The sequence below is a fragment of the Falsiroseomonas algicola genome, assembly GCF_011040385.1.
Taxonomy (GTDB): domain Bacteria; phylum Pseudomonadota; class Alphaproteobacteria; order Acetobacterales; family Acetobacteraceae; genus Falsiroseomonas; species Falsiroseomonas algicola.
On record NZ_JAAIKB010000004.1, the window covers coordinates 224728 to 237728 of the forward strand.

The 13001-nt window shown below is 71.0% G+C and carries 14 protein-coding genes; 11 read left to right on the plus strand and 3 right to left on the minus strand.

Annotation, left to right across the window (positions count from 1 at the left end; translation table 11 throughout):
• The first annotated feature begins 10 nt into the window (after positions 1–10).
• Complete coding sequence (locus G3576_RS12440) at positions 11–829, plus strand: IclR family transcriptional regulator (protein ID WP_164694719.1); 819 nt, start codon at positions 11–13, stop codon at positions 827–829.
• A gap of 69 nt (positions 830–898) precedes the next feature.
• The gene (locus G3576_RS12445) at positions 899–1804 is read left to right on the plus strand and encodes a cupin domain-containing protein (protein WP_164694720.1); all 906 of its coding nucleotides are present in this window, start codon (positions 899–901) and stop codon (positions 1802–1804) included.
• A gap of 8 nt (positions 1805–1812) precedes the next feature.
• Here the strand turns inward: G3576_RS12445 and G3576_RS12450 are convergent, their stop codons facing one another.
• On the minus strand, positions 1813–2664 hold the full coding sequence (locus tag G3576_RS12450; RefSeq protein WP_164694721.1) for an amidohydrolase family protein: 852 nt from the start codon (positions 2662–2664) through the stop codon (positions 1813–1815).
• 169 nt (positions 2665–2833) lie between these two features.
• Here G3576_RS12450 and G3576_RS12455 point away from each other — a divergent pair, with 169 nt between their 5' ends.
• From G3576_RS12455 to G3576_RS12495, 9 genes are read left to right on the plus strand one after another with little or no spacing between them, the layout of a single operon-like run.
• A complete protein-coding gene (locus tag G3576_RS12455) occupies positions 2834–3814 on the plus strand; it encodes a Bug family tripartite tricarboxylate transporter substrate binding protein (protein ID WP_164694722.1) in 981 nt (326 codons plus the stop codon).
• Positions 3811–4632, plus strand: a complete 822-nt coding sequence (locus G3576_RS12460) for an amidohydrolase family protein (RefSeq protein ID WP_164694723.1) — start codon at positions 3811–3813, stop codon at positions 4630–4632. The genes G3576_RS12455 and G3576_RS12460 overlap by 4 nt, the downstream gene beginning before the upstream one ends.
• Positions 4633–4662: 30 nt before the next feature.
• Positions 4663–5646, plus strand: coding sequence for a Bug family tripartite tricarboxylate transporter substrate binding protein (locus tag G3576_RS12465; protein WP_164694724.1), 984 nt, complete (start codon positions 4663–4665; stop codon positions 5644–5646).
• A 1-nt stretch (position 5647) separates the two neighbouring features.
• Positions 5648–6607 (plus strand): NAD(P)-dependent oxidoreductase, encoded by a 960-nt coding sequence (locus G3576_RS12470; RefSeq protein ID WP_164694725.1) that lies wholly within the window; start codon positions 5648–5650, stop codon positions 6605–6607.
• Positions 6608–6622: 15 nt separating this feature from the next.
• Entirely contained in the window at positions 6623–7060 is a 438-nt protein-coding gene (locus G3576_RS12475) for a nuclear transport factor 2 family protein (protein WP_164694726.1), read from the plus strand.
• 10 nt (positions 7061–7070) lie between these two features.
• Positions 7071–7844 (plus strand): SDR family NAD(P)-dependent oxidoreductase, encoded by a 774-nt coding sequence (locus G3576_RS12480; protein WP_164694727.1) that lies wholly within the window; start codon positions 7071–7073, stop codon positions 7842–7844.
• On the plus strand, positions 7841–8803 hold the full coding sequence (locus G3576_RS12485; protein ID WP_164694728.1) for a tripartite tricarboxylate transporter substrate-binding protein: 963 nt from the start codon (positions 7841–7843) through the stop codon (positions 8801–8803). The genes G3576_RS12480 and G3576_RS12485 overlap by 4 nt, the downstream gene beginning before the upstream one ends.
• A gap of 15 nt (positions 8804–8818) precedes the next feature.
• A complete protein-coding gene (locus G3576_RS12490; protein ID WP_164694729.1) occupies positions 8819–9790 on the plus strand; it encodes a Bug family tripartite tricarboxylate transporter substrate binding protein in 972 nt (323 codons plus the stop codon).
• Complete coding sequence (locus tag G3576_RS12495) at positions 9787–11160, plus strand: MmgE/PrpD family protein (protein ID WP_164694730.1); 1374 nt, start codon at positions 9787–9789, stop codon at positions 11158–11160. Before G3576_RS12490 ends, G3576_RS12495 begins: the two co-directional genes overlap by 4 nt.
• Here G3576_RS12495 and G3576_RS12500 read toward each other — a convergent pair.
• A complete protein-coding gene (locus tag G3576_RS12500; RefSeq protein WP_164694731.1) occupies positions 11137–11943 on the minus strand; it encodes a helix-turn-helix domain-containing protein in 807 nt (268 codons plus the stop codon). The genes G3576_RS12495 and G3576_RS12500 overlap by 24 nt on opposite strands.
• Positions 11940–12947, minus strand: a complete 1008-nt coding sequence (locus G3576_RS12505; protein WP_164694732.1) for an NAD(P)H-quinone oxidoreductase — start codon at positions 12945–12947, stop codon at positions 11940–11942. The genes G3576_RS12500 and G3576_RS12505 overlap by 4 nt, the downstream gene beginning before the upstream one ends.
• Between the last annotated feature and the right edge of the window lie 54 nt (positions 12948–13001).

The following is a 13001-nucleotide window of genomic DNA, read 5'->3' on the forward strand; positions in this document are numbered from 1 at the left end:
GCAGCTCCGCGTGAAGTCAAGCGCACCCCGCTCCCCCGAGGCCCAGGCGGGCGAGGGGCTGCACTCCGTCAGCATGGCTTTCCGCATCCTGGAATACCTGGCGGCCCAGCGCGGCGGCGTCGGCGTCACGGCGCTGGCGGAGGCGCTCGGCACCACGAAAAGCCGCGCCCATCGCCACCTGCGCACCCTGGTGGAGACCGGCTACATCGTGCAGTCGCCGGAATCGGAAAAGTACCGCGTCGGCAGCCGGCTGGTGACGCTCGGCCGCGCCGTGGCGGAGAATTTCGACCTCGCCACCATCGCGCGGGGGGAGATGCGCGCGCTGCGCGATGCGCTCGGCCAGTCGGTCGTGATCAGCCGCACGGAAGGCGCCACCGCCGTGGTGCTGGCGACGCTGACGGGGCGGGAGGCGATCGAGATCGCGGTCAAGCCGGGCTCCATCCTGCCGCCGCACTGCACCGCCCAGGGCAAGCTGGCGCTGGCGCATGCGGAGGAGGCGGTGCGGGAACGCGTGCTGCTGTCCCGCCTCGACATGCGGACCCCCCACACCATCACCAGCCCGGCCACGCTGCGGCAGGAACTGGGGCGCATCCGGGAGCGCGGCTGGGCGGTGGCGCCGGGCGAGAGCCTGGTCGGCGTGAACGCACTCGCCGCCCCGATCTTCGAGGGCGATGGCCGCATCGTCGGCAGCATCGCGATCCTCGGCTCCATCCAGTTCATCGAAGCCGAGCCCGAGGCCGCGCAGATCAGCCAGCTGCGCCAGGCCGCGTCGCGCCTTTCCGCCCAGCTCGGCTGGACGAATGGGAGCGTTGACAGGCCCCCGGCCTGACAACACACTCCAGCGCAGAAATCGGAAACATGTTCTGCAGAACAGAACAACTGCTTCAGGAAACCTCCGATGGCCTATGACGCCTCCGACCCCCGCGCCGCCCTCGCCGCCCCGGCCTCGGCGCCCAAGGCGGTCACCGGCCCCTTCACGCCGGCCCACTACGCCAAATTCTACGAGACCGCCCCGCAGGAGGAGGCCGAGGGCGTCCGCACCTGGTACGCCCGCGGCCGCAACTTCATCGTTGCCTATTCCGAAGTGCAGCCTGGCGCCGTCTTCGCCCGCGACGACCAGCCCGACGAATACGTGCTGATGCTGCCCGATCGCGGCATGGAGGCGGACATCACCGCCGGAGCCGAGACGCGGACGGTGGAGGGCTATTCCCTCGCCTTCATCCCGCCTGGCGCCAGCCGCATCGTGATTCGCGCCGCCGGCCGCATCGTGCGGCTCTTCACCCCGCGCAGCACGGACCTCGCCGAACGCTGCAGCAACGCCGCCGGCTTCGTCGCCGACGATCCGCGCATCCCGCCGCTGCAGGACTGGCCGACGCCGCCGGACGGCTTCCGCATCCGCAGCTACACGCTGGATGTCCCGCCGGAGCCGGGGCGCTTCGGCAAGATCTGGCGCTGCACGACCTTCATGGTGAACTACCTGGAACCCGCCGCCGGGCCGCGGGACCTGACGAAGCTGTCGCCGCACCATCACGACGATTTCGAGCAATGCTCGCTGATCCTCGACGGCGCCTACACCCACCACATCCGCTGGCCCTGGACCACGAACATGAACCACTGGCAGGCGGATGAGCATGAATACTGCCGCGGCCCCTCCGTCACCGTGATCCCGCCGCCTTCGATCCACACCTCCCGCGCCGAGGAAGCGGGGCAGATGGTGGACATCTTCTGCCCGCCGCGGATGGATTTCTCGCTGAAGCCGGGCTGGGTCCTGAACGCCGCCGACTATCCGATGAAGGGGGGTTGAGCGCCCCCTCACGGCGCGAAGCCGTAGAGCGCGGCGGGGTTGTCCACCAGCAGCCCCTGCCGCTCCTCCGGCAGCGGTGCGAATTCGGCGACCAGGTCGAGCAGCACCGCCTCATCGACGGGCGTCGCCAGGTTGGGGTGCGGGAAATCCGTCCCCCACAGCACACGCCGCGGCGCCGCCCGCATCAGGGCGCGCGCGAAGGGCAGCGCCTCCGCAAACGGCGCGCGGGCCATGCGCTCGATCCCGCTGAGCTTCACCCAGATGCGCTCGTCGCGCAGCAGGTCGAGCAGCACGCGGAAGGCCGGGCCCTCGACCCCCAGCGCCGGATCGACGCGGCCGAGATGGTCGATCACCACAGGCATCTCCAGCGCGCGGATCATCGGCGCCATCTCCGCCACGCCATCGCCCTGCACATGCAGCACCACGTGCCAACCTAAAGGCCGCACGCGGTCGAGGCAGCGATGGACCAGCGCCATGTCCGGCCCCTCGCCCAGGGCCTTGATGAAGTTGAAGCGGATGCCGCGCACGCCGGCCGCCTGCATCGCCTCCAGCTCGGCATCCGTCGTCAGGTCGTCGATCATCGCGACGCCGCGCCGATGCGGGGGATCCGCCAGCAGCGCATCGACCATGGCGCGGTTGTCCGTGCCGTGGCAGCTCGCCTGCACGATCACGGCACGGCCGAAGCCCAATCGCCGATGCAGCGCCGCCAGCGCCTCCTTCGGCTTGTCCTCCGGCGTGTAGCGGCGCGTCGCGGCATAGGGGAAGCGATCGGCCGGCCCGAAGACGTGGCAATGCGCGTCGCAGGCCAGCGCCGGCACGGCGAAGCGCCCGGCGCGCGGCGCCTCATCCTGATGCTGCATGCGGCGTCCCCTCTTCGTGGCCGGAAGCTAGGACCGGGATGCGGGACGGCGAAGCGCCATGTGGCAGCATTCCGCATGCCGGAATGCTGCCACATGGCCCCTGACGCCGCGCCTCCGGGTGCTAGGCTCCCCCGCAACGGCACGCCACGACGCGCCGTGGAGGAAGCGAATGTCGCCTGGCATTGCCACGGCCGCCCTGCGGCGACGCCTGCTGCTGGGCGCCTGCATCGCCGCACGACCGCTCGCCGCGCAGGAAGCGTGGCCAGCGCGCCCGTCGCGCATCATCGTGCCCTTCGCGCCCGGCGGCACCACGGACATCCCTGCCCGGCTGATCGCCGACCATCTGGCCCGCCGCCTCGGCAAGCCCTTCGTCGTGGAGAACCGCTCGGGCGCCGGCGGCGCCGTCGGCATCCGCGCGGTGGCGCAATCGGCGGATGGCCACACGCTGCTGCACACCACCTCCGCCATCGCCGTGCTGCCAGCCCTGCAGCGCGATCCCGGCTTCGACCCGCTGGCGGATCTCGTGCCGATCACCATGACGGCCGCCTCCCCGATCCTGCTGATGGTGCGGGCGGATTCGCCGTTCCGCGATGCCGCCGCCTACCTGGCGCGCGCCCGCGCCGCGCCAGGGCAGGTCAGCTTCAGCTCCTCCGGCATCGGCACCACCGTGCATCTGGCGGGCGAGGTGCTGCGCGCCCGCGGCGCGGTCGATCTGCTGCACGTCCCCTATCGCGGCTCCGCCCCCTCCGCCACCGCACTGCTGGGTGGGGAGGTCGATAGCGCCTTCCTCAGCCCGATCGAGGTCCTGCCGCACATCCGCGCGGGTCGCCTCCGTGCGCTTGCGACCTGCGCGCCCGCGCGCAGCCCGCTGCTGCCCGATGTGCCTGCCCTGTCCGACTTCGTGCCGAGCTACGATGGCGTGCAGCTCTGGTTCGGCCTCTTCGGCAGCCGTGACCTGCCGGCCGGGGCCGTGGAGCTGCTGCTGCGGGAACTGGCGCCGCTGCAACGCGGATCGGCGCTGAGCGAGCGCATGGCGGAACTGGGCGCGGAGACGCTGCTGGACGGGCCGGAGGCCCTCCTCGCGCGGCTGCGCGTCGAACTGCCCCTCTGGAAGACCATTGCCGAAAGAGCCGGAATCCCCCGCGAATGAATGACGCCTTGCCCATCCCCGACGCGCCGCTCGTGGACACGCATTTCCACGTCTATACGCGCGACATGCCGATCACGCCCTGGGCGTGGCACCACCCGCCGGAGGATGCCTCCGCCGAGCAGTTCATCGAGGTGATGGACAAGCATGGCGTCGGCTTCGGCGTCATCGCCGCCGCCAGCCTCTACGGCCAGTACAACGACTACGTCATCCGCTCCATGCGCCGGCATCCCCGCCTGCGCGGCACCGCCTATGTGCGGCCGGAGACGGACATGTACACGCTGGAACGCATGAAGGCGGATGGCATGGTCGGCATCCGCCTCTTCTTCCGCCGCGTGCCGGATCCGCCCGACCTGACCTCGCCGGAATACCGGCTGCTGCTGCGCCGCGTGCGGGACCTCGACTGGCACGTCCACACGCTGGTCAGCGGGGAGATGCTGCCGGGCGTGATCGCAGCCATCGAGGATGCGGGTGTGAAGCTCGTCATCGACCATTTCGGCAAGCCCGATGAACGGCTCGGCGTCAACTGCCCCGGCTTCAAGGCGCTGCTCGCCGCGGTGGAGCGCGGTCGCACCTGGGTGAAGCTCTCCGGCGGCTTCCGCCAGGGATCGCGGGAGGCCGCGCGGTCCTACGCCCAGGCGCTGCTGCGCGTCTCGGGCGGGGAGCGGCTGATGTGGGGCAGCGACTGGCCCTTCGCCGCCTTCGAGGACAGCGTGACTTATGCGCAGACCATCGCCGACCTGCATGACTGGGTGCCCGACGCGGCGACGCGGCGCCTGATCGGCGCGGAGACGCCGATGCGTCTCTATTTCGGCGCCTGAGCAACGAACGAAGAGCCAAGGGGAAGCAGCATGTCGAGCATCACACGGCGCCAATTGGGGTCGGCGGGACTGGGTGCGGCGCTCGTCGCCGCCACGCGGCCCGCTTCGGCGCAGGCCTGGCCCACGCGGCCCGTCACCATCATCGTCCCCTGGCCCGCCGGCGGATCGACCGATGTGCTGGCGCGCTCCGTCGCGCAGAATTTCGGCGCGCGCTTCGGCCAGCCCTTCGTGGTGGACAACCGCTCCGGCGCCAACGGCAATATCGGCGCGGCCGCCGTGGCACGCGCGGCGCCGGATGGCCACACGCTGATGATCAGCACCAATGGGCCCATCACGAACAACACGCTTCTCTACCGCTCCATGCCCTTCAACCCCACGACGGACCTGACGCCGATCGCGCTGCTCGCGGAACTGCCGATCGTCCTCGCCGCGCGCAGCCAGATGCCCTATCGGGACGTGCAGGGGCTGATCGCCCATGCGAAGGCCAATCCCGACAAGATCAATTGCGGCACGCCGCCGCTGGGTTCGGCCGCGCATCTGGCGATCGAATTGCTGATGCATCGCGCCGGCATCCGCCTGAACCTGGTGCCCTATCGCGGCTCGGCGCCGCTGACGAACGATCTCCTCGGCGGCGCCGTGGACATGGGCATCGACCTCGTCACCACCTACCTGCCCCACATCCAGGCCGGCACGCTGCGGGCCCTGGGCGTGACCGCGACGGAAGCGATCCCGCAGCTGCCGAATGTGCCCCCGGTGCAGGCGCAGGGCGTGCCGGAGTACCGCGCCACCGGCTTCATCTCGATCCTCGGCCCCGCCAATCTGCCGGAGGAGATCACCGGCCGCCTGAATGCCGCCAGCAACGCCTATCTGGCGCTGGAGGAAACCAAGGCGCTGCTGCCGCCGCTCGGCCTCACGGCGCTGGGTGGCAGCCCCACCGACCTCACCCGGCGCATGGCGGCGGAGATCGTGCAGTGGCGCCCGATCATCCAGGCCGCCAACATCTCGGTCGATTAGCATGGTCGAACGGCCCGGCGTCACCAACGGCGCCATCGGCAGCGTGCCCTATATGCGCGACCTCATCCTGGCCGAGTATCCGCGGGCGAAGTTCAATGAGGATATCCGCCACCGCATGAATGCGGCGGAGGTCATCGATTTCCTGCGGGATTGCGATGGCGCCATCATGGGCGGCGATGTGGTGAATGAGGAGGTGCTGGCGGCGCTGCCGAACATCCGCCGGATCGGCATCTTCGGCGTCGGGCTGAACACCGTGGATCTGGCGGCCTGCCGGCGCCACGGCGTGCGGCTCGGCTTCACGCCCGGGGTCAACCGCCTGGCCGTCGCCGAACTGGCGCTGTGCTTCATGATCGCGGGGCTGCGCTGGGTGGCGCCGCTCAGCCTGGCCATGCGCAATGGCGAGCGGCCGCGCACCCGCGTCGGCCGCAGCCTGACGGGCCGCACCATCGGGCTGCATGGCTGCGGCCATATCGGCAAGGAAGTGGTGCGGCTGCTGCAACCCTTCGGCTGCACCATCCTGGCACATGACATCCGCGACTATCCCGATTTCTACCGAAGCCATGGCATCACACCGGTCAGCTTCGACGATTTGCTGACGCGGTCGGAGGTCCTGTCCCTGCACATTCCGCGCAGCCGCGCGACGGAAGGGCTCTACGATGCCGCCACCCTGGCCCGGCTGCGTCCGGATTGCGTGCTGGTGAATACCTGCCGCGGCGGCATCGTGGATGAGGATGCGCTGCTGGCGCGTCTGGAATCCGGGGCGCTTGTCGCCGCCTGCCTCGATGTCTTCGCGCAGGAGCCGCCTGACAATGACCGCCTGCTGCGCCACCCCAACCTGCTCTCCACGCCCCATGCCGGCGCCAGCACGCGCGAAGCGCGCATCGCCATGGTGCAGGCAGCGCTGGATGGGCTCCGGCACGGCACGCTCGTCGATCCCGCCGCATTCACCGACTACCTCTGAAGGAAGAAGACCGCCATGGCCATCGATGCGCTGCGCATCCGTCAGGAGCTGGAAATCCTCAACATCGCCTTCTGGCACGATGTGGATTCGAACTGGGGCCGCAAGGCTCATGAGTTCTTCACGGAGGACGGCGTCTACACCACCAGCCACAAGGCCCGCATTGGCCGCGATGCCATCCGCGCCTTCTACACGGAACGCCAGGGCCGCGGCGAACGCGTCGCGCGCCACCTGATCCACAACTTCCATGTCACCGTGCGCGACGAGAACCACGCCACCGCCGAATGGACGATGTGCCTCTATGCGGAGGATGGCGTGGCGCCGCTGATGTCCGAACCGCCGATCCTGATCGGCGCCGTCACGGATGAATGCGTCCGCGGCGCCGATGGGCAGTGGCGCTACGCCGCCCGCACCACCAGGCCGCTCTTCAAGGGCAGCCGGCCGACCTCCGGCTGAGGACAGCACGATGAACGAGGTGAAGCCCGGCAATCTTGGCACCTATGGTCTGCAGGGGCGCGTGGCCGTGATCTCCGGCGGCAGCAGCGGGATCGGGGCCGCCTGCGCGCGGCGCCTGGCCGCGCTCGGGGCCCGTGTCGCCATCGGCTACAACAGCGGGCGTGATCGCGCGGAGGCCCTGGCGGCGGAACTGCCCGGCGAGGGCCACCTGCCGGTCTTCCTGCCGATGACGGACAGCGCCGCCATCGCCGCGGCCGCCACGCTGGTGGAAGCGACCTTCGGCCGCGCCGATGTGCTGGTGAATTCCGCCGGCACCACCCGCGCCGTGCTGCATGGCGACCTGGATGCGTTGGATGACGAGACCTTCGACCGCATCCTGGTGACGAATGTGCGCGGCCCCTTCGCCACCATCCGCGCCTTCGCGCCCCTGCTGAAGCGCGGCGGCGATGCGGTGGTGGTGAACATCTCCTCTCTCGCGGCGCTCAACGGGCTCGGCAGCAGCATCGCCTACTGCGCCTCCAAGGCCGCCATGGACACCATGGCCATGTCGCTCGCCCGCGTGCTGGGGCCGGAGATCCGCATCATCGGCATCTCGCCCGCCGGCGTGGACACGGATTTCGTGCCCGGCCGCAGCCGGGACGCCGTGCTGAAGCAGGCCTCGCTCTCGGCGCTGAAGACCGTCTGCCAGGCCGATGACGTCGCCATGGCGGTGGAGGCGGCGGTGACGCATCTGCGGCTGACCACGGGCTCGGTCGTTCTCGTCGATGGGGGAAGGCGGCTGTGATCAGACTGACGCGACGCGCGGCCCTCGCCGCCGCGCTGGCGCTGCCCGCCACGGCACGCGCGCAGGCCTATCCGAGCGGCCCTGTCCGCATCATCGTGGGCTTCGGTGCCGGCGGGCTGGCCGACCTCACCGTGCGGCTCGTCGGTGAACAGCTGTCGCGTCGCCTCGGCCAGCAGGTGGTGGTGGACAACCGGCCGGGTGCCGGCGGCGGCATCGCGGCGAGGGCGGGCGCGACGGCGGCGCCGGATGGCCAGACGCTGATCGTGCTCAGCACCGGCAACGCCATCAACGCCTCGCTCTTCCGCAGCCTGCCCTATGATCCCGTCGCGGATTTCGCGCCCATCTCCGCCATGGTGTCCTTCGACCTGGTGCTGCTGACTGCCGCCGGCTCCCGCTTCCGCTCGGTGGCCGACGTTCTGGCCGCGGGGCGCCAGGGCGGGCGCCTCACCATGGCGACGATCAGCCCGGGCAGCACGCAGAACCTGGCCGCGGAGTGGCTGCGCGTGGCCGCCGGGCTGGAGGCGACCGTCGTGCCCTACCGCACGACGCCGGAGGTGCTGACCGCCGCGCAACGCGGCGATGCCGACATCGCCTTCGAATCCTTTGCCGCCGCGCGCGGCGTGATCGAGGGCGGACAGCTGCGCCCCGTGGCCAGCACGGGCGAACGTCGATCCGCCCTGCTGCCTGCCGTGCCGACGCTGCGGGATGAAGGTCTGCCGGACTATGCCGTCACCGGCTGGAACGCGCTCTTCGCGCCCGCCCGCACGCCGCGGCCGGTGATCGACCTGCTCAACCGCCATGTCGCGGAGATCCTGCAGGAACCCGCCATGCGCGCCCGCGTGCTCGCCCTCGGCGTGGAGCCGCTCACCAACACGCCTGAAGCAATGGCCGCGCTGCTGCGCGACGACATCGCGCTCTGGGCGCGCATCATCGACCGTGCCGGCATCGAGAAGCAGTAGGGGCAGGAGACGACCATGCGTGACGCAACAGGGATCGCCCGGCGCGGGCTGCTGGCCTTCGCGGCGACGGCCGGCATCGGTGCCGCCCGCGCCCAGAGCTTTCCCGACCGGCCGCTGCGCCTGGTCGTGGCCTATGCCGCCGGCGGCACCGGCGACCTGGTCGGCCGCCTCGTCGGTGAGGCGCTTGCCACGCGCCTCGGCGTGCCGGTGGTGGTGGAGAACCAGGGCGGCGCCGGCGGCGCCATCGCGGCGCGGGCCGTCAGCCGCGCGGCGCCGGACGGCCACACCATCCTGCTGGCGGGCAACGCCATCTTCGCCATCCTGCCGCACATGGCGAATGTCGGCTACGACCCTGTCGCGGGCTTCACGCCCATCGCCAACATCAGCGAATCCCAGCGCCTGCTGGCGGTGCGGAACACGCTGCCGGTGACGACGCTCGCGGCGCTGGTCGCGTACGGGAAGGCCAATCCCGGCAAGCTCAACTACGGCTCCTCCGGCATCGGCTCCACCCTGCATGTGATGACGGAGATGTTCCGGCGGGAAGCGGGGTTCGAGGCCGTGCACATCCCCTTCCGCGGCTCCGCGCCCGGCGTGCAGGCGATGCTGGGCGGCGATGTGGACTTCATGATCGACACCGTCGTGATCCAGCATGTGCAGCAGGGCCGGCTGCGCGGCCTGGCCGCCGTCGGCGATCGCCGCCTCCCGCAATTCCCGGACATCCCGACCCTGGCGGAGCAGGGATACCCCAATGTCCGCACCTCCGGCTGGCAGGCGCTGATGGGGCCACCGGGCATGAACCCCTCCACCGTGGCGCTGCTCGCCGGCCATGTGGAGGCGATGCTGCGCGACGCCGCCTTCGTGGAGCGCCTGGGCCGCATCGGCGTGGTGCCGAGCTACCGCTCGCCATCCCAGCTGGCGGACGACCTCGCCGAGGATACGCGCCAGTTCGGCGCGCTGATCCGCAGCGCCGGCATCACCGCGGAATGAGCGGCCTCAACGCAAGCGCCGCGTCCTGGGCCGCCGGTGTCACGCTGGAGCGCGTGCCGACCGAGGTGATCGAAAGCACGAAGCTCCGCATCCTCGACCTCATCGGCGTCATGCTGGCGGCGCGACCGCTGCCGCTGGTGGCGGCGGCCCGGCAGGCGGCGCTGTCCATCGATGGCGGCGGCGGCGCGCGCATCCTGGGCGACACGCAGGATGTCTCCCCCATGGCGGCCGCCTTCGTGAACGGCGTGATGACGGCGGTGCTGGAGTTCGATGACACCCACATCGAAAGCTTCATCCACCCGACCGCGCCCGTCGTCTCCGTCGCCTTCGCGGAAGTCACGCGCCGCCGCGTCTCCGGCGCCGACCTCATCCGGGCCGTGCTGGTTGGCAGCGAGCTGACCTGCCGGCTTGGTCGCATCACGCCCGTTCGCCTGCACACGCTGGGCTTCCACCCCACCGCCGTCTTCGGCGTCTTCGGCGGCGTCTATGCGCTGGCGGCGCTGCGCGGGCACGGCGCGGGGCTGATCGCGGACGCCATCGGCGCCGCGGGCAGCCTCTCCGCCGGGCTGAACGCCTCCTTCGAGGATGGCAGCTCCACCAAGATGATGCATGTCGGCACGGCGGCGACCGGCGCGCTGCGGGCTCTGGCGCTGGCGGAGGCCGGCATCAGCGGCCCTCTGCCCGTCTTCGATGGCCGCTTCGGCTGGTTCCGCAGCCATGTGCAGGGCCGCGACGACCTCCGCTTCGATGCGCTCGGCGATGGCCTTGGCGAGGTGTGGGAAGTGCTGAACATCGCCGCCAAGGTGCATCCCTGCGCCTTCACCATGATGCCGCATATCGAATGCGCCATCGTGCTGCGCGACCGCCACGCCATCCGGCCGGAGGAGATCACCGGCGTCACCTGCCGGATCGGCAAGCGGTCCTTCGCCACGGTCTGCGAACCCGTCGCCGACAAGCGCCGCCCCTCCACCACCTGGCATGGCCGCATCAGCCTGCAGCACACGGTGGCGGAGGCGCTGGTCCGCGGCCGCATGGACAAGGACGCCTATGCGGAGGCCGCGCTGCACGACCCCGGCATCAACCGCATCGCCGACCTCGTGGAGTACGAGGACGATCCCGACACCACGGCAACGCGCTCCGGCGGCATGGTCACGGTGCACCTCCGCGATGGGCGCGTGGTAAGCCATCGGATCGACGACATGCGGGGCACCCGCGCCAACCCGATGACGGCTGCCGATGTCATCCGGAAATTCCGCGCGAATGTGGATGGCGTGCTGACCAGTGCGCAGGCGGACAGCGCCATCGACGCGGTGCTGCGCCTGGAAACACTGGAGGACGTCGCGCCGCTACTCGACGGCCTGGCCGGATGACGGCCGCGCGTTGCGCTGCAGCCGCTCGATCGCGGCGGTGATCTGCCGGCTGGCCTCATGCAGCGCCGGCACCAGCTCCGTCACCAGCGTCTCGTGGTTGACGGCGGAGCGGAAGTAGCTGAGGCCGATCGTGCCCGCGACGCCGTCGCCCAGCCGGATCGGCACGGCGACGGTGTTGGACCCCAGCGGCTCCGCCTTCGGGTCCCGCAGCGCATAGCCCTGGCGCCGCACCGCGGCGATGGCCGCCGCGGCGACGCGCACGAGGTTCGGCGGATTATCCTCGGGATCGCTGGCGGCAGCCAGCATGCGCATCAGGATCCGCCGCTCCGGATCCGGGCAGAAGGCGAGGTAGGCCCGCCCGATGGCGCGCGTCACCAGGCTGTAGCGCGTGCCGATCGTGGCATGGAACGGGGAGACGGTGCTCTCCGCCAGGGTGCTGACGCTGACGGCCATGCGCGCCTGGTCGAGCACGGCAATGACGGCGGGCCATTTTAGCCGCCGCGTCAGGTCCGCCGCCCAGGCCCGCCCCGCCTCCGCCACCAGCGGCCCGCCATGGAAGCCCGCGCTGAGCTGCGCGACCTGCGACGTGATGCGGTAGCCCAGCGCCCGCTCCGCCTTCGCGACCAGCCCGGCCTCGATCAGCGTGCCGAGCAGCCGCATGATGGTCGGCTTCGGCAGGCCCGTCGCGCGATGCAGTTGGTCGACCGTCGTCGTCCGCTGCCGGTTCAGCAGCTTCAGCAGGGCGATCGCCCGCAGCACGGACTGGACCGGCGGGTCGCTCATCCCGGCCGCTCATCCGCCATGTCGCCGATGCGCAGCACCAGCTTGCCGATCTGCGCATTGGCATCCAGCACCGCCTGCGCAGCGGCCACATCCGCCATGCCGTGCACACCGCAGATATGCGTGCGGATGCGGCCATCCTCCAGCAGCGGCCAGACCTGCTCCACCAACTCCCGCGCGATGCGGCCCTTATACGCCGGCGGCCGCGACCGCAGCGTGGACCCGGTGAGGGTCAGGCGGCGGATATAGATCTCGCGCGTGCTGATCTCCGCCTTCGGCGCGCGATGGCTGGCGATCAGCACCAGGCGCCCGTCCGGCGCCAGCAGCGCCATCTCCCGCGCCGTATAGTCGCCGCCCTGGGAGTCCAGGATCACGTCGATGCCGCGCCCGCCCGTCATGGCGCGAAGCTGGTCGTCCCAATCGGCATCGCGGTAGTCCACCACGCCGCTCGCCCCCATCTCCCGGCACACCGCCTGCTTGTCCACGGAACTGCTGGTGGCGAGGACGGTCGACCCGCGAAGGTGCCGCGCGATCTGCATCGCCGCCAGCCCCACGCCGCTGGTGCCGCCCTGTACCAGCAGCGTCTCGCCCTCCGCCAGGCGGCCGAGCCAGATGACGTTGTTCCAGGCCGTGAAGAACACTTCCGGCAGCGTCGCCGCCTGCACGAAGCTGAAGCCGCGCGGCACGGGCATGCACTGCGGCGCGGGCACCGCGCAGAACTCCGCATAGCCGCCGCCGGAGACCAGCGCGCAGACCGCGTCCCCCACGCACGGCCAGGCGACATCCGGCGCCACCGCCGCCACAACGCCCGCGACATCCAGGCCCGGGATGTCGGTCACCCCGGGAGGCGGCGGATAGAGCCCCTTGCGCTGCTGCACATCGGGCCGGTTCACCCCGGCCGCTTCCACCTTGACCAGCACCTCGCCCGCCGCCAGGGACGGCACCGGCCGCTCCGTGAGGGCAATCACCTCCGCCCCGCCCGCGCCCCTGTATTCCACCACCCGCATTGCCGGTGCTTCCTTCCCCTCGATGCCACCAGCCTAGCATCGCCGGGGCGGCAC